Source organism: Chryseobacterium sp. GVT01B (assembly GCF_019970045.1).
Classification (GTDB): Bacteria; Bacteroidota; Bacteroidia; order Flavobacteriales; family Weeksellaceae; genus Chryseobacterium.
This window is the reverse complement of record NZ_JAHXYI010000009.1, coordinates 1-22068: the sequence shown is the minus strand read 5'-3', so window position 1 is coordinate 22068 and position 22068 is coordinate 1. Positions and strand designations below refer to the sequence as shown.

Sequence of the window (22068 nt, the reverse complement as noted above, 5' to 3'; positions counted from 1 at the left end):
CTTTTTAACTATGAATTGTTATAACCGTCTTCTGTTATTATTGGTATTCACATTGTTTTTCTCTAAAAGTGCTGCTCAAGAGGGTAGCTCAAGAGACAAAGTTCAGATATTCTATTATGGATGGTATGGAAATCCTGAAACGGACGGAAGTTATCAGCATTGGAACCACGAAATTCTTCCTCACTGGAGCAACCCGAAATGGAACAATCTTGGGCATTACAAAGGAGGAAATGATATCGGGGCTAATTTTTATCCTTCGCTTGGAAACTACAGTTCCAATGACACAAAGATCATTGAAAAACATATGAAAATGATCAAAGAATCCGGAGTAGGAGTGGTAGTGGTGAGTTGGTTGGGAAAAGATTCATTCACGGATAAAAGTCTTATCAAATACCTTGATATTGCTGATCGTTTTGATTTAAAAATCGCATTTCACATTGAGCCATTTTATAAAAATACTTCAGAATTAAAAGAACAGCTTTCTTATCTCGTAAAAACATATTCTGGTCATCATGCTTTCTATAAAAAAGAAGGAAAGCCATTGTTTTATGTCTACGACAGTTATAAAATTCCTAAAGAGGAGTGGACTAAAATGTTAGCAAAAGACGGAGAAAAAACGGTTAGAAATACACAACTGGATGCGCTTTACATTGGATTATGGGTAGAGAAAGATGATGCGAAATTTTTTGATTCATCCGGCTTTGATGGTTTCTATACCTATTTTGCCAGCGAAGGATTTGTATATGGAAGCACAGTTGCTAACTGGAATTTTATGGCCAGCTATGCTAAAGATCACAATATGATTTTTATTCCTTGTGTAGGCCCCGGTTATTCAGATACCAGAATCCGCCCATGGAATGACGCTAACTTTAAAAGCAGAAACAATGGAAAGTATTACGAAAAAATGTTTGATGCTGCCATTAAAGTCAATCCGGATTTCATTGGTATCACGTCTTTCAACGAATGGCATGAAGGAACACAAATAGAACCAGCTATTCCTAAAAAAGCGGGAGATTTCAAATATGAAGATTATGGGAAAGATCCGTTATTTTATATCAAAGAAACGAAGCGTTTAACGGATAAATTTTTGAAAAAGAGATAGTATACTTTCAAACTTTAATTCCATAGCAAAAAATCAAGTGTTCTGTTGATGCTTTTGATAAGCAGAAGAGTACTTATTTAGCTACTCAAGAGATAATGCTTCATTGGTTAATTATCTATTTTACAAGGATAATTAATTGAAATTGCACAAGCAGCCTCTACTTCTTCTGGTGATCTGTTTTATTCTTGGAATTCTTTTTCAGGAGAAAATGGTATTGGCGGGCATTACATTTTACCTGGTTATTGTAATCTGTCTGATCATACTAGCTGCAATATGTTTTCATTCTTATTTTTTACATAAAACCAAAGCTTTTTTGCTGGGACTTCTGTTCTTTGGAGCAGGGATTATTCTTCATTATCATAATACTTTTTCATCAGATGTTTCTTCATTTGTAAATAAAAAAGAAACGGTTACTTTTAAAATCTCTCAGAAATTAAATACTACTGAAAAATATAAGAAATATGAAGGAGCAGGACAGATTGAAAATATAAACTTCAATTCAGTTTTTTATGTTCCCAAGGATAGTAAAGAGCTGGATTTTGTTCACTACTACAAGGCTGATGCTTATATAACACAACCTAAAGAGCCTCAGTATGATTTTCAGTTTGAATATAAAAAGTATCTGAAGCGAAAACATATTGAATATCAGGCTTATGTTTCAAAAGAAATTCAATCTACAGAACGCGATGACTTAACTCCAACAGATAAGTTACACCAATATAGATTTAAGGTTCTCAAAGATATCGATAAAACCGGAATGTCAGATAAGACCAAAGAATTTTTAAAAGGAATCATTCTGGCAGATCGTACAGAAATTGATGAAGGTACTGTGCAGGATTTCAACAAATCCGGAATGGTTCACTTTCTCGCTATTTCCGGAACTCATATTGTTGTTATTTTCGGGATGTTTTACTTTTTGCTGATTCGTTTTATTCCCTTAAAATTCAGAAAATATGCAGTTATTTTAAGCTTAGCTTTTATTTGGCTGTTTGCTGCTTTTATCGGGTTTGGAAATTCAGTGCTGCGGTCTTGTATCATGCTGAGTGTCTATTTTATTTTTGTATTGCTTCAGCGGAAACCTGATCTGCTTCATTCATTGGCTTTATCTGCTTTTTTTATTTTGATTGGAGATACACAGCAGTTTTTTGATGTGGGATTTCAGCTCAGTTTTCTGGCTGTTTTAGGAATTTATTGGCTGAATCAGCCTCTCCTGAAATATTTTCCAAAACAGGATAATTATCTTAAAAAACTCCTGTTTAATACCATTACAATATCTTTATCTGCGCAATTGGCAACACTTCCTTTGGTGCTGTATTATTTTCATCAGTTTTCATTCATTTCAATCATTGCAAATATTGTGATTGTTCCTTTTTCAGAAATAATCATCGTTTTTTCATTCCTGATGACGGCTCTTGTTTCTTGTGGAATTGACTTCGAATTGATGAATGTGGTATATGATTTTGTTATTCAGATTTTGTTGAAAATGATCCATTGGTTTGCTGAGGTTGACGTATTATTCTTTGAAAATATTCCAATGAACGGATTAGAGGTATTCATAGTGTTTGTGGTGCTCTATTTATTAAGATCAGTCATCGTAAAATTTAATCTTAAAAACTCTTCAGGATTGATAATGGCAGTCATTGTATTTCTCATCATAAGAACAGGAAGTAATGTCTTTGAAAATCAAAAAGAAGAGGTGCTGATTCATACATTCGGTAAAAACAACCTCATTTCAATAAAAAGGGGAGACAGGGCCTGCTTCTGGATATCAGATATGGAAAATAAGGACAAGGTTTTACAGTTTGTTGTGAAACCTTACTGTTCTTCACGAAGAATACATCATTTTGAGATTAAAACCTTTTCAAATTCAGTTCAAAAAGTAGTTTTCAGGAATAAGATTTATGATTTGAAATAATGGTTATAATTTATATGTTTTCCTGCATTTATAATGCATGGAATTCTTATTTAGAAAGATTACAAACTGTCTATTTGTGAGATTTCTCACTTTTCGATATTGTTAAACTTTCTTAATTTTGTAGAAATTCAAATTTAAACTTATATGGCAGGTTTAACGAGTTCTACGATAGGTAGAAAATATGCTATGGCATTATCAGCTCTATTTTTGCTGATTTTTCTTATACTGCATTTGACGACCAATTTGTTATCAGTTCTGAATAAGGATGCATTCAATACAGCATCTGATTTTATGGGCTATAATCCTTTTGTGCAGTTCTTAATGCAGCCTATTCTTGGTTTTGCAGTAATTTTCCATTTCATTATGGGATTTGTACTTGAGATCAAGAATAATAAAGCGCGTCCGGTAAAGTATGCAGCAAACAATGCAGCCGTGAATTCTTCATGGATGTCCAGAAATATGATTATTTCAGGGGCTGTTATTTTAGCTTTCTTAGCGCTTCACTTATATGATTTCTGGTTGCATGAAATCAATTACAAGTATGTAGAAGGATTAACTCCGGATGCAGAACGTTTCTGGCCGGAACTTCATGAGAAGTTTGCTGATCTTTGGAGAGTGGCTTTATATGTGATCTCTTTTGTTTTATTAGGATTACACCTGGCTCACGGATTCCAGTCTTCATTCCAGTCTATCGGAGCAAGACATCCAAAATATACGCCGGTGATCAAAGCTTTCGGGAAATGGTATTCAATCCTTATTCCTGCAGGATTTATCATCGTTGCAGTTTTTCATTTTATAACTCAATAATATCAATATACTAGTATGAGTAAATTAGATTCAAGAATTCCGGGAGGTCCTCTAAAGGACAAATGGAAAAATCATAAAGACCATATGAACCTTGTTGCACCAAACAACAGAGATAAGATTGATATTATTGTTGTAGGTACAGGTTTGGCAGGAGGTTCTGCTGCAGCTACATTGGCTGAGCAAGGATACAACGTGAAAGCGTTCTGCTACCAGGATTCTCCAAGAAGAGCGCACTCTATTGCTGCTCAAGGGGGGATCAACGCAGCTAAGAATTACCAGGGAGACGGTGACTCTACTTACAGATTATTCTATGATACCATTAAAGGTGGTGACTATAGAGCAAGAGAGGCCAACGTTTACAGATTAGCTGAAGTTTCTGCAAATATTATTGACCAGTGTGTTTCCCAAGGTGTACCTTTCGGTAGAGATTACGGTGGCCAGCTAGATAACCGTTCATTTGGTGGGGTTCAGGTAAAAAGAACGTTCTACGCAAAAGGACAAACAGGACAGCAGTTATTATTAGGAGCATATTCTTCAATGAGCCGTCAGATCGGTAAAGGTAGAATCAAGATGTACAACCGTCATGAAATGCTTGACCTTGTAATTGTTGACGGAAAAGCAAGAGGGATCATCGCAAGAAACCTTGTAACAGGTGAAATCGAAAGACATTCTGCTCACGCTGTAGTAATTGCTTCAGGAGGATACGGAAACGTATATTTCCTTTCTACCAATGCAATGGGATCCAACGTTTCTGCAGCATGGAAAATTCACAAGAAAGGAGCTTACTTCGCAAACCCTTGCTACGTACAGATTCACCCGACTTGTATTCCTGTTCACGGAACACAGCAGTCTAAACTGACTTTGATGTCTGAATCATTAAGAAACTCCGGAAGAATCTGGGTTCCTAAAAAACATGAAGATTCAGTAGCAATCAGAGAAGGTAAATTAAGACCTGAAAATATTAAAGAAGAAGATAGAGATTATTATTTAGAAAGAAGATACCCTGCGTTTGGTAACCTTGTGCCTAGAGACGTTGCTTCAAGAGCTGCTAAGGAAAGATGCGACGCTGGATTCGGAATCGAAAATAACGATACTCAGGAAGGAGTTTACCTTGATTTCTCTACAGAGATCATGAAAAAAGGTAAAGAATCCGCTATCGAAAAACATATTCATAATCCAACAGATCAGCAGATCTATGATTTAGGTAAAAGCTGGGTAGAAGAGAAATACGGTAACTTATTCGTAATGTACGAAAAGATTACAGCTGATGATCCTTATAAAACTCCAATGAAGATCTATCCTGCAGTTCACTACACAATGGGTGGTGTATGGGTTGATTATAACCTTCAGTCTACAATCCCCGGATGTTTCGTAATTGGTGAAGCTAACTTCTCAGATCACGGTGCAAACAGACTTGGAGCTTCTGCATTGATGCAAGGTCTTGCAGACGGATATTTCGTACTTCCTTACACAATTGCAGATTACCTTTCTGCAGATATCAGAACAGGCGCTATTCCTACCACTTCAGGAGCGTTTGACGAGGCTGAAAAAGGAATTAAAGAAAAAATTGATTTCTTCTTAAACAATAAAGGAACTCATTCTGTAGACCACTTCCATAAGCAATTAGGAAACATTATGTGGAATAAAGTAGGAATGGGAAGAACTCCTGAAGGATTGAGAGAAGCAATTAAAGAAATTGAAGAAGTAAGAAACGATTTCTGGAAAAATGTAAAAGTACCTGGGGATGGTGAAGGGATGAACACTGAGCTTGAAAAAGCATTCAGAGTAGCAGACTTCCTTGAACTTGGACAATTAATGGCTATCGATGCACTACACAGAAATGAATCTTGTGGTGGACATTTCCGTGAAGACCATTCAACTCCGGACGGAGAAGCGGAAAGAGATGACGTAAACTACAAATACGTCGGAGCTTGGGAATATCAGGGTAACGATATCAACGCTGAAGTGTTGCATAAAGAAGAACTGATATATGACAACATCGAGGTTAAAACTAGAAGTTATAAATAATCTCCAACCTAAAATATAACATTATGAGTGCAAAAAAAGGCTTACATCTTACGCTGAAAATTTGGAGACAAAAAAATAGTAAAACTAAAGGTCAGTTTGAGACCTACAAAATATCAGATGTATCTACAGACTCTTCATTTTTGGAGATGCTGGATATCCTGAACGAAAATTTAATTAACGAAGGAAAAGAACCTATTGCTTTTGACCACGACTGTCGTGAAGGAATCTGCGGTATGTGTTCACTTTACATCAATGGTAGAGCTCACGGGCCGGATACAGGTATCACTACCTGCCAGCTTCACATGAGAATGTTCAAAGATGGAGAGACTATCGTTATTGAACCTTGGAGAAGTGCCGCTTTCCCTGTTATCAAAGACTTGATGGTAGACAGAAGCGCATTTGACAGAGTAATGGCAGCAGGAGGTTTCATTTCTGTGAATACTTCTGGAAATACATTAGATGCTAACGCAATTCCGGTTCCTAAAGAAGATGCAGACAAAGCAATGGATGCAGCTGCCTGTATCGGATGTGGAGCTTGTGTAGCTACTTGTAAGAACGGATCTGCTATGCTATTTGTAGGAGCTAAGGTTTCTCAGTATGCATTACTTCCTCAAGGTAGAGTAGAAGCTAAGAGAAGAGTTCTGAACATGGTGAAAGCTATGGACGAAGAAGGATTCGGGAACTGTTCAAACACCGGAGCATGTGAAGTAGAATGTCCTAAAGGTATTTCTCTTGAAAACATCGCAAGAATGAACAGAGAATACATGGCTGCTCTTGTAGATCAAGGATAGAATTGATTCAAATACATAAAAAATCGCCTTCATTTTTGAAGGCGATTTTTTTATTAATGCCATTATCCTGTTAAAGTTTGTTAACTTATTGATGGATTTTAGTTATTCTTTATTTAATAAGTATATATTTGGAGGGTATTTGAATCGTTTTTTTTTAACTTTCAAATACAGTTTGCTATTCCAAAAGAGATGGATAAAATAACTAGAAATGTCCCTTTTGAACAGCAGGAATAAAATTTTCAAAAAAAATAATTAGTGTGAATTAACAAGCCCTAAAAAGCGTATTTTTGTGTAATATTAAAAATTGAAATGAAAAAATATCTTTTATTGTTTATCATCACAGCTTTTGTGATGTCTTGTTCAAAAAAAGTAGAAGTAAAAGGAAAAATTACTGGAAGTTCTCCATTAGAAAGAATTGAATTTGTAGAAGCTTCAGGAGTAGGAACCCTGCCTTTGATTAATATTGGTTTAGATAAAGACGGAAACTTTTCAGGAAGTTTTGATGCTCCTAAAGACGGTATGTACGTGATCAACTATGCGGGCAGACAAAGCCTGATCTATCTTGAAGGAGGACAAAAAGTGAATATTTCAGGAAACGGAGCTACTTTCCCAAATGAATTTGTGGTTACAGGAGATGCCAAGAAGAATAATGATTTTCTTACAGCAAGTCAAAAATTCTTAGCTGAGTACGGTACTAAAGTTAATATAGGTGCTTTGATGGGCGGAGATGAAGCTGCATTCTTGAAAGGGATGCATAAAATTGAAGCAGATATCAATAAAAATGTAGATGATCTTGCTAAGAAAAACAGTCCTAGCAAAGCACTTTTGGAGTGGAAGAAAAATGATGTGAAAGTTACTATTCTTAATTTGCTTGCCAACTATGAAATGTCTCACGGGCCAATGTCTGGAAATCCATCTTACAAAGCTTCTAAAGCATTAAAAGATTACGAGACTCAGTTGGAAACAGATAAAGACGCGATGGTGAAAACAATCCCTCTTTACAGACAATATCTTCTTGTAAAAATGACTCCAGATTTCCAGAAGTATGCAGAAGCAAACAGCAAAGGAAAAACAGGAATTACAACTTCTGAGATGTTTGCTCAATATTTAAAAACAAAGAAAGAGTTATCTCAGACTGCAAAAGACTATCTTTTGGCATTTGTAATGGCTCAGGCTGATATTCATCCTACAACTCCTGCAGCAAATATTGACAAAATCAAAAAGATCATTGATTCAGATATTAAAGATGCTACCATTAAAAGTGACCTGTTAAAAATGCAGGTAGCTATTACAGGACTTAAAATAGGAGATGCTGCTCCGGATGCCGCTTTAGCAAAACAAGACGGAAAAGCTTATAAACTTTCTGAAAACAAAGGAAAACCTTATATATTATTCTTCTATGCTTCATGGAATCCTTATATCAGCGAAGCTACAGTACCTGTATTAAAAGAAGTAGTAAACTTCTATAAATCTAAAATGAATTTTGTATTCGTAAACGTAGACGATACAAAAGATCAGTTTATTAAAACCAGTAATTCTCTTTTAAAAGGAGTACAGGGAGTAAATGTGTATGGAGAAGGAGGTCTGAACTCTGATATTGCCAAGAAATATGGAGTATACGGATTCAAATTACCTTGCTTTGTGATCATTGATAAAGATGGTAAAATTGCCAGCAGATCATTTGTAAACCTTGGTGAGCAGGAATTGGTAACTATTCTGGATAAGCAGACTGGTCTTTCAGCTCCAAAGGCAGAACCAAATATGCAGATGCAGCCACAATTACAGCTTGATCCTTCTGCAGCTCAACAGCCAGCAAATCCACAGCCGGCTCCAACAAAATAATAAACTTTAACACAGTATAGAAACCTTATCTTCGGATAAGGTTTTTTTTATTGTATTTTTGCAAACTGAAACGTAAAGTTTCAATTAGGAAAATAGAAAATTTTAGAATGAGTAGGAAGAAAAAAAGAGATCTGATTCTTGAAAATATAAAGCTATTGACTGCCGGAGCAAAAGGCGTTGCAATAGGAAAGACAGAAGAAGGAAAAGCTGTGATGGTAACAGGCGCAATTCCCGGTGATATTGTCAATGTAAGAGTGAAAAAGGCGAAGTCAAAATATTATGAAGGGGAAGCGGTTGAAGTACTTGAAAAATCACCTTACAGAGTTGATCCTAAATGTATTCATTTCGGGACTTGTGGAGGATGCAAATGGCAGAACATGAGCTACGAAAAACAGCTTGATTTTAAACAGGAAGAAGTATATAATAATATTAAAAGAATCGGCGGAATTGATGACTTTGAAACGATGCCAATTCTGGGAGCTGAAGAACAGTATTTTTATAGAAATAAAATGGAGTTTTCTTTCTCAAATGCGAGATGGCTTACTCAATATGAAATCAGTTCAGAAGAGAACTTTGGAAGTAAAGATGCTCTAGGATTTCATATTCCTGGAATGTGGAGCAAAATTCTTGATTTGAAAGAGTGTTTCCTTCAGGAAGATCCTTCCAATGCAATAAGACTGGCTGTAAAAGAGTATGGAGTAAATAACGGGTTGGATTTCTTTGATGTAAGAAACCAGGAAGGTTTTTTAAGAACCTTAATGATGAGACAAAATTCCAGAGGAGAATGGATGGTTCTTTTTCAGCTTTACAGAGAAGAAAAAGAAAACAGAGAGAAACTTTTTGAATTCTTATTAGAAAAATTCCCGCAGATTAAAACATTGGTATATGCTATTAATCCTAAGCAGAATGATTCTATCTATGATTTAAATATCAACGTATATTTCGGAGAAGGTTACCTGATGGAAGAAATGGATGGACTAAAGTTTAAGATAGGTCCGAAATCATTCTTCCAGACCAACTACAAACAAGCGTTAGAGTTATACAGAAAAACATTAGAATTTGCAGATCTGAAAGGGGATGAAGTAGTGTATGACCTTTATACAGGAACTGGAACGATTGCACAATACGTGGCAAGAAATGCAAAACAGGTTATCGGAATCGAATCTGTTCAGGAAGCAATCGATGCAGCAATCGAACATGCTGAATTGAATGGTTTGACCAACACAACTTTCTATTGTGGAGATATGAAAAACGTCTTTAATGATGAGTTTTTAGAAAATCATCCAAAAGCAGACGTATTAATTACAGACCCACCAAGAGACGGAATGCATCAGAAGGTTGTAGAACAAATCTTAAAACTTTCACCGGAAAAAGTAGTTTATGTAAGCTGTAACTCAGCAACACAGGCAAGAGACCTTGCTTTGATGAAAGAACATTATACTTTGGTGAAGATCTTACCGGTAGATATGTTCCCGCAAACACACCATGTTGAGAACATCGCGTTGTTGATTAAAAAATAATTTATTTAAATTTGAATTTCAAATCTTAATATGAAATACTTTAAGTTTCTGATAGCGATCTGTTTTTTAGGAATTCTTTTTTCCTGTGGGGGAGATGATGATATTTGTGAAAGTGGAGAAGGAACTCCAAGAATGAAGGTGGCTTTCAGATCACTGGATTCTGGAAAAGAAACTACTCTGGATTCACTCTATGTTGCAGTAGATTATGGTGCAGGAAAGGTAGATCTGGGAGGACTTGCAAAAATTGATTCCAGGTTAATTCCTCTACGGGTAGACAACTCACCGTATACAGACGTTTATTTTAAACTTACCAAGAAGGGAGTGGAATCTAAAGTAAGGATTAATTATACGACGAAGTCAACGTATGTTTCTCCCGGATGCGGAATCAAAAAATCTTACGAGAATTTAAGTTCAGAATTAGTAACTCCGAATCCTGTTCTGAAACTGGAAGCCGGACAAAATCAAATAGAGAATGAAGACAAGACTAATCTTTACCTTTCTTTTTAGTTTATTGGGAATAATAAACTGGGCACAAGACAAAAAAAAGGAAGCAGAAAAGAAGGTTCACGAAAAATATGAACCCAATTTTATGGTTGGCCTTGATGTACTGAATACCGGAGCCGGATTCTTTTCAGACAGAAAACTGTATCAGGGATTTATTTCGTCAAAGATAAAAGGAAATCTCCATGCTATTGCGGAAGCAGGTTTTGAAAAGAATGTGTACCAAAAGAATGGGTATGATGCAAAGGCAAGCGGTCCTTTTGTGAAGTTGGGAGCATTCTATATGCTTGCAAAAGATGCAGAGAATGAATTCAACGGATTTTATGCAGGAGGAAAAGCTGCCGGATCATTTTATAATCAGGAATATATGGCAATTCCTGTTCGTGGATTTGGGGGAAGTAATTCTTCTGAAGCCTTTCCTTCATCATCGCAGTCATCTTTTTGGCTGGAAGGAACGCTAGGAGGCAGGGTGCAATTATTTGATTCCAATTTCTATATTGATGTGAATCTTCAGCCAAGATATATGGTATATACTTCCAAGCAGGATGATATTTCTCCGATGATTGTTCCGGGCTTCGGAAGAAGTTCTTCAAAATTCAATATGGGATTTGCATGGAATATTGCTTATAAGTTTTAGAAGTGTAATTTCTTAGTATTTAAAATATATAAAATACAAACTTTAGATGAGTCTAAAGTTTGTATTTTTTTTAATAGATATGGGTGATAGATGTGTTATGTTGAAAAATATTAACTTATTTTATCCATAAGATTTATAAAATAGTTATATTTGGCGGAAATTATAATTGTGTTTTAATTTATGAAAAGAGTATTTACTGCTTTAATGTTTACTTTTATAGGAGGAGCTGTGTTCGGTCAATGGACACCAACTTCCTTTAAAAAAGGAGACGATAACAAAAGAAGTACAGGATTTAGAGTAGATCAATCTAATGTAAGAGGTAACGGGTACTATAAATTAGACCTGAACTTACTGAGATCTCAGCTGAAGAATGCACAGGAAATGGGTACAAATGCCACTCCTGTAGTGATTTCTCTTCCCACTATGAGCGGGAAGATTGAAAGATTTAATGTATACAGTTTTCCAGTAGTCGTAAAAGAACTGGCAGACAAGTATGAATTAGGATCTTATGTTGGAACAAGTGTAGAAGACCCGACCAAGTATTTAAGATTCAGTATTGCTCCTAATGATTTTCAGTCGATGATCATCCATGGAGATAATTATGAATTTATTGACCCGGCTTCTACAGATAAAACAGTTTATGCTGTTCATCCTAAAACTAAAAAGGATAAAAACGGATTCTTATGTTCTACAGAAGAATCTCCTGTTGCTAAAAAAGAAATAGATGCCTTATTGAAAAATGGGCAGTCATTTTCAAATCAGGCAACAACTTTCAACAAGAGTTCTGATAAGAAATACAGAACAATGAGATTGGCAATGTCTGTTACAGGTGAGTATACTCAATACTTTATGGGGCTTGCTGGTGTACCTGCTACAGCTACAGATGATCAGAAAAGAGCTCCGGCACTTGTTGCAATCAATAATACTTTAACCAGAGTAAACGGAGTTTTTGAGAAAGATTTTGCATTGCATTTGAATTTGCAAAACTTTCCGGCTGTAATTTATATTGACCCGGCTACAGATCCATATTCTGCTGCTGCTACAGGAGCGGGAGGAGCTTGGAACACACAGCTGCAAACCGCTTTAACAGCTAATGTAGGAAATCTCAACTATGATATCGGACACTTGTTCGGTAAATCAGGAGGTGGAGGAAATGCCGGATGTATCGGATGTGTATGTATCAATCCTACAACTACCGTTCCTAAAGGAAAAGGTTCAGGATTTACTTCTCCTGCAAATGGAATTCCATCTGGTGATAGCTTTGATATCGACTATGTTGCCCATGAGATGGGGCACCAGTTAGGGGCTAACCATACTTTCTCTCATAATCTTGAAGGAAGTGGTGTAAATATGGAACCAGGTTCAGGAACTACCATTATGGGATATGCAGGTATTACTGGTCCTAATACGGATGTTCAGGCTAATTCAGATCCTTATTTCCATAAAGCAAGTATAGGTCAGGTTCAGGCTAATTTAATTGCAAAAACTTGTGATGTAGAAACTACAATTACCAACAATCCTCCGGTAATTACGGATCTGCCAACATATACTATACCTAAAGGGACTGCATTTGTTTTAACAGGTGGTGCTACAGATCCTGAAAATGATCCAATGACTTATTCTTGGGAAGAAGTTGATGATGCATCAGTTTCTATTAACAAGTTTAACTTAGGAAATACAATGTCGGGAGCTTCGTTCAGATCTGCTGTTCCAAGTACGAATCCAGTAAGATACTTCCCGAAATTTGCATCTGTAATGAATGGAGTATTAAATAATGCAAACAATACTTGGGAAGCGGTATCAACTGTAGCAAGAACAACAAACTTTGCATTAACTGTTAGAGATAATAACTCTAACGTAGCTGAACAGCAGTCTGCTTTTAAAGTTCAGACAGTTGTTGTAGGAGATAACGGACCTTTCAGAGTAGCTAATCAATATGCTGATGTGAATACTCCAACTCCAGTTCAATGGATTGTTGCAAATACTAATGCTGCTCCTTATAATGTTACTACTGTAAAAATTGACTATACTACAGATAACGGAGCAACCTGGACTGTGCTATCAGCATCAACACCTAATGACGGAACTGAAAACTTCACTTTCCCTTCTTCATTGAACGGACAGACTATTAAAGTAAGAATTTCTTCAATAGGTAATATTTTCTATGCGGTAGGACCTGTTAGTATTGCACCTCTTTCTGCATGTAGCAGTGCTGCTCCAACGAATGTAGCAGTGAGCAATATTACAGTATCTTCAGCTAGTGCATCTTGGATGTCTTATACTGGGGCAACTTATAAGGTACGTTATAGAAAGGTAGGTACAACAGTTTGGACTGAAGCTGATACAACAGTTCCTTCAATCAACTTAGCTAATTTAATTGATGGTACGACATATGAAATTCAGGTTGCATTAGTTTGTGGTACTACTGTAGGGACATATTCAGCTTCTGTAAACTTCACTACGCCACAACTTGCTTATTGTACAGCTTCTACAAGTGATGCTAACTATGAGTATATTTCCAATGTAACAATTGCAAATATTAATAATACTTCAGCAAGCAGTACATATACAAACTACACAACAAACACTGCGCTTCAGATTAATTTAACAAAAGGGAATGTTTACCCTATTTCTGTCACTGCTAGTAACCCGGATGTTGCTGACTATGATACAGTAGCAGCATTTATTGATTTCAATAAGGATGGTGTTTTCAGCGAAACAGAAAGAGTATTGAATTATCCTGTAGCGGTTACTCCGTCGCCAACTGTAATAACAGGGAATGTTACAATTCCAAGTAATGCAGTGGAAGGGCAGCCATTAAGAATGAGAGTTGTATTATTTTTTGTAGGTAGTACAAATGCAGGTTTATCATTACCGGCAGATTATCTATGTGGAAATAATTTTGATTACGGTGAAGTTGAAGACTATAACGTAGTCATTACTGGTAACCTTGCTACTTCTGAAACTTCTGTTAAAAACAATGGTATTCAGATTTATCCAAACCCGGTAAGTGATATTCTAAATGTTACTAAAGTTTCAGATAAAGCTACTTATAAAATTTATAGTGCTGCTGGACAGTTAGTAGATAGAGGAAATATCAATAATGGAAAAGTAAATGTTTCAACTTTAGTTAAAGGTGGTTATGTAATTACAATAGATGATAAAGGAATTGAGCAATTCAAATCTAAATTCATCAAAAAATAAAGATAACCTTTATATATTAGTAAATCCCCGGGCTTTCCCGGGGATTTCTTTATTTAAAGCATAAGTGGAGATATTGTTGTGTTTTTACAAAAAAAACCTAAATGTACCTGTAAATTAATAACAAAAAATGATTAGATTTGTATGATTAATATTATAATGAAAACATTATGAAGAAATTCTTTACCTCTTTAATTCTGTTTCTCTGTTTGATATGTACAGGCTTTGTATCCAAAGTCTCAGCTCAGGCAGGACAGATCGGGACAGGAACGGGTACCTCAGTGTATCTCCCCATACGTTCCTATTATGGGTATAGTTATTCCCAGCAGATTTATACAGCTGCGGAACTTACGACTGCCATAGGTACGTCGAACTATATCACGGCTGTAAAGTTTTATTCCACCACAGTTTCAACATCTCAGGATGTATATAAGGACTGGGTGGTATATATGGGAAACACAACCCAGAATAACTTTGCCACCACTACAAGTTGGGTTCCATTAAATTCTTTGACCCAGGTTTTCGCCGGAACTTTACCTAACCTAACAAATGGGAACTGGGTAACTCTTCAATTGGCTACTCCGTTTTTGTGGAACGGAACAGACAATCTTGTGATTGCTGTAAATGAAAAAACTCCAGGTTATTCGTCTTCGCCAGGTACAGCTTGGGGATCTTATAATGCAGGAGCAAACAGAGGGATGATCTATTATGAAGACTCTGCAAACCCAGATCCTGCAGCACCTCCTGCTGCAAAAGACAGGCTTGCAGATATTCCTAGAATACAGTTGGAAAGCCATCCGTTGCCAGCTTGTTCAACAGCTCCGCCTACCAATATTACAGTTTCAAACCTTACAACAGCTACAGCTAATGTAGGCTGGTACCTTTCCGCAGGAGCTACGTACGTTGTACGATACAGACCTTTAGCAGGAGGACCTTGGGTGACAATTAACGTAACAACACCTATGGTAGGAAATCAGCTCATTACCGGATTAACAGAACAAACCCAGTATGAAGTTCAGGTAGCTACTATATGTGGGGGTACTCAGGGAGCATTTTCTTCCAGCGTAAACTTTACAACTCCGGCACTCAGCTATTGTAATTCAGCTGCTACAAGTACTTTTATTGATGGGTATATAAGCCAGGTTTCTGTTAATGCACAAGGAGCTCCTTCAATGACAAGTAACTCTAATCAAAGTGGTTATACAGATTACAGTACAGACCCTACAAGATTAGTTACTTTGGTAAGAGGTGGTACTGCTAGTGTTTCTGTATCAAAAACATGGCCGGGTTATCAATACAGCTTCTTAACAGGAGTTTGGATTGACTTTAACCGTAATGGTGTTTTTGAAGCGACTGAAAGAGTATTGACTTCTCCAAGTAATACAACAACGCCGGTTACGGCTACATTCAATATACCAAATGCTGGAGGTGGTGCCTATACAGGAAACCTTACTACCAGAATGCGTGTTGTAATGAATGAATATAGTCCTATTAATGCTTGTGGAACATATTCTTATGGTGAGACTGAGGATTATGCTGTTAAACTTATTGATTTATCAGCGTGTACTACAGCTCCACCTGCTGATATTCAGGTAAACAATGTAACCCCTTCTTCAGCTAATGTTACTTGGACATCCACTACAGGGGCTACTTATATCGTAAGATACAGAGTTTCTCCTTCTGGTGCATGGCAGCAGATTGCTGTAAATACACCTTTGGTAAGTAACCAATTGCTTACAGGGTTATTAGAACAGACAGCATATGACGTTCAGGTAGCTACTGTTTGTGGAGGTACTACAGGAGCATTCTCTCCGACTGTAACCTTTACAACTCCAGCTCTTACTTATTGTACGGCAGGTCCTACAAGTAATACTGCTACTAGTGGATATATTAATAATGTTACCGTTACTCCTACGAATACTCCTATTATGTTGAGTAATTCAGGATCGGATAACTATAAAGATTATACACCAGACCCTACAAGAGTTGTTATATTTGAAAGAGGTTCTGCAAATAATAAAATTTCTGTTAACAAATACTGGCCGGGTTCTCCTACATCTTATGGAGTTTCAGCTTGGGTTGACTTTAACAGAAACGGAACATTTGAAACAAGTGAGAGAATTCTTAATACAACATATAACACAACTACTCCGGTAACGGCAACTTTTGCTGTACCTACAGTGGCGAGTGGAAATGTATATACAGGAACTCTTCCTACTCGTATGCGTGTCGTAATGAGATATTTTGACAACGCTAACCCTTGTGGAACATTTACTCAGGGAGAAGTAGAAGATTACGCAGTGAAATTTGTAGATTCTCAACCATGTTCAACGGCTGCTCCAACGAATATTACAGTAAATAATATTGGTGCAACTACTGCAACAGTATCTTGGGTTGCAACTGTAGGAGCTACTTATAATATTAGATGGAGAACTACTCCTGGAGGTGTATGGCAAACGGCTACTGTGCCGGCGGGTCAAAACTTCTATGGAATTACTGGTCTTACCGAACAGACAAATTATGAAGTTCAGGTTTCTACAACATGTGGAGGTTCTACAGGTGCTTATTCATCATCAGTAACGTTTACAACTCCACCGTTGTCTTACTGCCAGATGACAGGTACCGGAACGAATGACCATATTTCGAATGTAACGATTACCTCTTCGAACCTTGGAGTTCCTCCAATGAACAATACTTCAGTACAAACTAATTATATCAGCTATACAACACCTGAGACTCTTATTACTTTAGATGTTAATTCTCAAAATAATAAAATCTCTGTAGCTAAAGGTTGGACCGGAGCAACAGGAAATGATGCTGTAACAGCATGGATCGACTTTGACAGAAACGGACAGTTTACAGATGCTGAGAGAATTTTAATTTCTCCGGCTAACACAACTACTCCTGTTACTGCTACGTTTGCCGTTCCTTCAACATCTTATACAGGTCCGTTGACAACTACTATGAGAGTTGTGCTAAAACGTACAAGTGCTCCTGTAATGTGTCAGAATGCTGTAGATGGAGAAGTGGAAGACTACAGAGTAAGAATCAGACCTTGTAGCAATGCAACTCCAAACTCACCTACATTTACAACTACTCATACAACAGCTACTGTTACAATTACAGGGGGAGGAGTAAGTTATGTAGTAAGATACAGAGTTCAGGGAACAACAGCATGGACATCAGTATATGCTTCTACACAATTAGGAAACCTTCCATTAGTAATTAGTGGATTAACTCCTGCTACTACTTACGAGGTTGAAGTTGCAGCAATTTGTGGAGATATTGTGGGTACAGCTACTCCAATCAAGACATTCACGACAAGATGTGATCCTACTCCTCCGAATGTGACGGTAGGGAACATTACTCCAACAACAGCATTGATTACATGGGCTCCGCTTGCAGCAAGTTCTACCTATACAATGAGATGGAGAAAAGTAGGTACTACTGCATGGACTCTTATCAGTTTACCAGCAGCTCCTGCAAATACTTATGTGTTAGGTAGTGTAACTCCATTAGAGCCGTTCACTACTTATGAAGTGCAGATTGCTAATATGTGTAACGGAGAAACAACTCTGAATCCATATTCTAACCCTAAAGTATTTACAACAGAAAGAATCTGTGAAATTCCACCTCCGGGATTAACAATCACTCAATTGCTTCCTACATCGGCTGCAATCCAGTGGGATCCTTTCCCAGGAGCAACATATGTTCTTAGATATAGAAAAGTAGGTATTCCAAGCTGGACAGAAGTACCATCATTAGTTAACAACCTTGTATTAACAGGTCTTACAGAATTAACTAAATATGAAATGCAGGTTGTAAATATCTGTAATGGTACACCAGGAAATTATACTCCTCCATATTACTTCACAACTCCTACAGTAATTTACTGTCAGATGCATTCAGGAAGTTCTACTGGTGAGCATATTTCTAAAGTTACTGTGAAGCCTACCGGTAAGAAAACAATGGAGAATGAATCAGGGGCATCAACGTATACAGATTATACAGGAGTTCCTAAAACGTTCATCGAAATGATCCAGGGATCAACTGACAATGAGATCATCATTGAGAAGAAGTGGACTGGAAATACTTATAACGAAGGAATCGCAGTTTGGATCGACTTCAACAGAAATGGTGAATTTGATATCAATGAAAGAGTATTAAGCTCTCCACCAAATACGGACAGCCCTATCTCTGGTAAATTCAATGTACCGGCAGATGCGTTTGTAAGTATGACAGATTACAAATATGTTGTGATGAGAGTAGCAATGGAAAGAGATGGTATTCCTGTAAACTGTACAAGCTTCAAGAATGGAGAAGTAGAGGATTACACAGTAAGAATCTCTAAGCCAATCGTTGCTAATCCAATTGATCAGACAGGTATCATGATTTATCCTAACCCTGTAAGTTCAATACTGTTTGTGAAAAATATCAGCAAGAGAGCCAAATATAAAATCTACAATGCTGCCGGACAGGTAATCGGAGATGGTATCTTACTTAACAACCAAATCAACGTAAGCAGATTGATTAATGGAGTTTATGTAATTGATATTGATGATAACGGTAAAACTGTTCAGAAGAAATTTATCAAAGAATAAATAAATTAAATTTCAAATAGAATAAGCCTCCAGAAATGGAGGCTTATTTTTTTTTATTACTCTTAATATTTATTGATTAATCACTGTATTTTGATTTTTTTCATTTAAACATTGTTAAACTGTTTATATTTTTAATTATTTTAATCTTTTATTGCGATATTTTTATTCAATTGATTATTTGTGTTTTTTATTGATAATAAATTAATTAAATTTGTGATATTAATATAAAAAAAACAACCAACTATGAAGAAAATTTTTATTTCATTATTTTTTATTTTCTTGTTCGTAATTGTTTATATACAATGGACCTTTTCAGTATATGACGGAAAAATAATAATAGATGATTCATTTGATAATTCATTAGTAAAATCCCAGTTGAGAAGTGCAAAAGCACTCGATAAAAAACAATTAATATGTACAGTTAGGGAATTAGATTACTGTGACAATAAATTAAATAAACCTGTCTACAATAAGATTTCTTTTGAACCCGGCCGGATAGATAAGGAGAATCATACACTAGAAGTTATTAAAGAATATTAAAACTGAAAAAATGAGAAAAAAACATTCTTTTTTACTGAATTTTCTATGTATTATGATTGCTGTTCTTATATTGGGCTCTTGTACCACAGCAACTTTTCCATACAAACAGGACTTTAGTGCGGGTAATGGCGGTTTTACCTTTGTCAATGCTACCCAGGCAAATAAATGGTTTTATGGTAGTGCAGCAGGAAATCCTCCAAATGCTATTTATATTTCAAATACAAACGGAGGTGCAAACACTTATAATGTTGCTGGGGCCAGTATCGTTCATGCTTATGTAGATATTGCTATTCCTGCGGGAACCAATACAACTATTTTATCATTTGATTGGAGAGCATCAGGAGAAGGTTCTCAGGATTATCTCAGAGTATGGCTTGTTCCTACATCCTTCACTCCTGCAGCGGGAACAAATATTGCACCTGGTGCCGGAAGAATTAAAGTAGGAAGTGATTTCAACATACAGGCAACGTGGAAGACATACATCAATTCAAATCTGAATTTAAGCAGTTTTGCAGGTACAAATATGCGGTTGGTATTTGAGTGGGTAAATAATAATAACGGGGGTAACCAGCCTCCGGCTGCTGTAGACAATATATCATTGGGAAATTGTTTTATTCCTACTCCGATACCAGTGTCATCTGTTACTCCAAGTACTGCTGTATTAAACTGGACTGCTCCTTCTTTAGCTCCAGCGAATGGATACGAGTATTACTATAACACAACTAATGTTCAGCCTAATTCAGGAACTAATCCCACAGGTACAAGCAGTCTTGTTTCTGTGAATTTATCCCAATTATCACAAAATACCACTTATTATTGGTGGGTTCGCTCAGTATGTAGTCCAGCAGATAAAAGTCCATGGGTTTCCGGGGAAAGTTTTACCACTCCATCTTGCAATATGACATCTCCTGTAGTCACATTGAGTAACATTACTTATAATTCTGCTTCCGTCAGCTGGCCGCAAAGTAATGATGCAGATGCTTTTCAGATAAGATACAGACCTGTAGGTTCTACTGGTTGGACTGTAGCAAACGTACCTATGGCGTTACCTCCGGCTACAATGAATATTTTCAATTTAACCAATTTATTATCTGCCACATTATATGAAGTTGAGATTGCAGTAGTATGTAATGGAACAACGGGAACTTATTCACATACTGAGTTTTTGACAAGATGTGATCCTTCTCCTCCAAATGTAATAGTCAGTAATATTACGTCAACGTCTGCACTGATTGAATGGTCACCTGTTTCAACAAGTTCTACCTATATAATGAGATGGAGAGAAGTAGGAACAACAGCATGGAATCCGGTAACTTTACCTGTACCGCCAACCAATACTTTTACCTTGACAGGTTTAGGCGCTAATAAAACATATGAAGTACAAATTGCCAGTCAATGTATTGGAAATACAGTCACAAATCCATATTCGAATCCTAAAGTATTCACAACAGAAAGAATATGCGAAACTCCACCTTCGGGTTTGACAATTACTCAATTGTTACCGACATCAGCGGCAATCCAGTGGGATCCATTCCCTGGGGCAAATTATGTTCTTAGATATAGAAAAGTAGGTATTCCGAGCTGGACAGAAGTACCATCATTGGTTAATAATCTGGTATTGACAGGTCTTACAGAATTAACAAAATATGAAATGCAGGTAGTGAATATCTGTAATGGGATCCCGGGAAATTATACTCCTCTGTACTATTTCACAACACCTACAGTAATCTACTGCAAGATGAAAGGAGAAAATTCTACAGGTGAGCATATTTCCAAAGTCACAGTGAAACCTAGCGGTACGAAAACAATGGAAAATGAATCGGGGGCATCAACGTATACAGATTATACAGGAGTCCAGAAAACTTTCATCGAATTGATTCAGGGTTCAACAGACAATGAGATCATTATTGAGAAGAAATGGACAGGAAACACTTATAACGAAGGAATAGCCGTTTGGATTGACTTCAACAGAAATGGAGAATTTGATATCAACGAAAGAATATTAGCCTCTTCGCCCAATTCAGACAGCTCTGTTTCAGGGAAATTCAATGTACCTGCAGATGCTTTTGTAAGTATGGCAGACTATAAATATGTTGTAATGAGAGTCGCCATGTCAAGAGATGGTATCCCGGTAAACTGTACAGATTTTAAAAATGGAGAAGTGGAAGACTATAAAGTAGTCATTCAGAAAAAGCAAGTGCTTAATTTACTTGACCAGAATGAGGTTTTTATTTATCCCAATCCAGTAAGAACTCTGTTATATGTAAAGAACATTAGTAAAAAAGCTAATTATAAGTTGTACAACGCTTCCGGTCAATTTATATCTGGTGGAATAATATTAAATAATAAGATTGATATGAGTAAATTAATCAACAGTGTTTATGTTATCTCTATTGAAGATGGTGGAAATACCATACAAAAGAAATTTATAAAGGAATAACAAAAAGCCCTCATTTTAGAGTGCACCCAAAAGTTTAGACAAAATTAAATAATCTTTTGATAATAAAGAGTTCGATATTCTATCGGACTCTTTCCTTTTAAATTAATTCTTATCCTATCATTATTATAATAGTCAATATATTG

General features: G+C 36.5%; 14 protein-coding genes. 13 read left to right on the top strand and 1 reads right to left on the bottom strand.

What is annotated here, in order from left to right; translation table 11 throughout:
* Window positions 1-10 precede the first annotated feature (10 nt).
* From LC457_RS20310 to LC457_RS20250, 13 genes are all read left to right on the top strand, one after another.
* The gene (locus LC457_RS20310) at window positions 11-1102 is read left to right on the top strand and encodes a glycoside hydrolase family 99 protein (protein WP_223601473.1); all 1092 of its coding nucleotides are present in this window, start codon (window positions 11-13) and stop codon (window positions 1100-1102) included.
* 136 nt (window positions 1103-1238) lie between these two features.
* The gene (locus LC457_RS20305) at window positions 1239-3017 is read left to right on the top strand and encodes a ComEC/Rec2 family competence protein (RefSeq protein WP_223601472.1); all 1779 of its coding nucleotides are present in this window, start codon (window positions 1239-1241) and stop codon (window positions 3015-3017) included.
* 144 nt (window positions 3018-3161) lie between these two features.
* Window positions 3162-3824, top strand: a complete 663-nt coding sequence (locus tag LC457_RS20300) for a succinate dehydrogenase cytochrome b subunit (RefSeq protein ID WP_047425117.1) — start codon at window positions 3162-3164, stop codon at window positions 3822-3824.
* 15 nt (window positions 3825-3839) lie between these two features.
* Window positions 3840-5852 (top strand): fumarate reductase/succinate dehydrogenase flavoprotein subunit, encoded by a 2013-nt coding sequence (locus tag LC457_RS20295; RefSeq protein WP_223601471.1) that lies wholly within the window; start codon window positions 3840-3842, stop codon window positions 5850-5852.
* A 23-nt stretch (window positions 5853-5875) separates the two neighbouring features.
* Window positions 5876-6643 carry a succinate dehydrogenase/fumarate reductase iron-sulfur subunit gene (locus LC457_RS20290; protein ID WP_062675785.1) on the top strand — a complete coding sequence of 256 codons (768 nt, stop codon included), beginning with the start codon at window positions 5876-5878 and terminating at the stop codon, window positions 6641-6643.
* Between the two features lie 309 nt (window positions 6644-6952).
* On the top strand, window positions 6953-8485 hold the full coding sequence (locus LC457_RS20285; RefSeq protein WP_223601470.1) for a TlpA disulfide reductase family protein: 1533 nt from the start codon (window positions 6953-6955) through the stop codon (window positions 8483-8485).
* A 107-nt stretch (window positions 8486-8592) separates the two neighbouring features.
* Window positions 8593-10005: a 23S rRNA (uracil(1939)-C(5))-methyltransferase RlmD gene (rlmD, locus tag LC457_RS20280; protein ID WP_047425122.1), complete on the top strand. Its 1413-nt coding sequence runs from the start codon at window positions 8593-8595 to the stop codon at window positions 10003-10005.
* A gap of 30 nt (window positions 10006-10035) precedes the next feature.
* The gene (locus LC457_RS20275) at window positions 10036-10512 is read left to right on the top strand and encodes a DUF6452 family protein (RefSeq protein ID WP_223601469.1); all 477 of its coding nucleotides are present in this window, start codon (window positions 10036-10038) and stop codon (window positions 10510-10512) included.
* Window positions 10478-11143 carry a DUF6048 family protein gene (locus LC457_RS20270; RefSeq protein WP_223601468.1) on the top strand — a complete coding sequence of 222 codons (666 nt, stop codon included), beginning with the start codon at window positions 10478-10480 and terminating at the stop codon, window positions 11141-11143. The genes LC457_RS20275 and LC457_RS20270 overlap by 35 nt, the downstream gene beginning before the upstream one ends.
* Window positions 11144-11323: 180 nt before the next feature.
* Window positions 11324-14347, top strand: a complete 3024-nt coding sequence (locus tag LC457_RS20265; RefSeq protein WP_223601467.1) for a reprolysin-like metallopeptidase — start codon at window positions 11324-11326, stop codon at window positions 14345-14347.
* Window positions 14348-14514: 167 nt separating this feature from the next.
* A complete protein-coding gene (locus tag LC457_RS20260) occupies window positions 14515-18945 on the top strand; it encodes a GEVED domain-containing protein (RefSeq protein WP_223601466.1) in 4431 nt (1476 codons plus the stop codon).
* A gap of 243 nt (window positions 18946-19188) precedes the next feature.
* Window positions 19189-19485, top strand: a complete 297-nt coding sequence (locus LC457_RS20255; protein WP_223601465.1) for a hypothetical protein — start codon at window positions 19189-19191, stop codon at window positions 19483-19485.
* 10 nt (window positions 19486-19495) lie between these two features.
* A complete protein-coding gene (locus LC457_RS20250; RefSeq protein WP_223601464.1) occupies window positions 19496-21925 on the top strand; it encodes a fibronectin type III domain-containing protein in 2430 nt (809 codons plus the stop codon).
* A gap of 44 nt (window positions 21926-21969) precedes the next feature.
* Here LC457_RS20250 and LC457_RS23530 read toward each other — a convergent pair whose 3' ends face one another.
* A complete protein-coding gene (locus tag LC457_RS23530; RefSeq protein WP_223599152.1) occupies window positions 21970-22062 on the bottom strand; it encodes an IS3 family transposase in 93 nt (30 codons plus the stop codon).
* Window positions 22063-22068 lie beyond the last annotated feature (6 nt).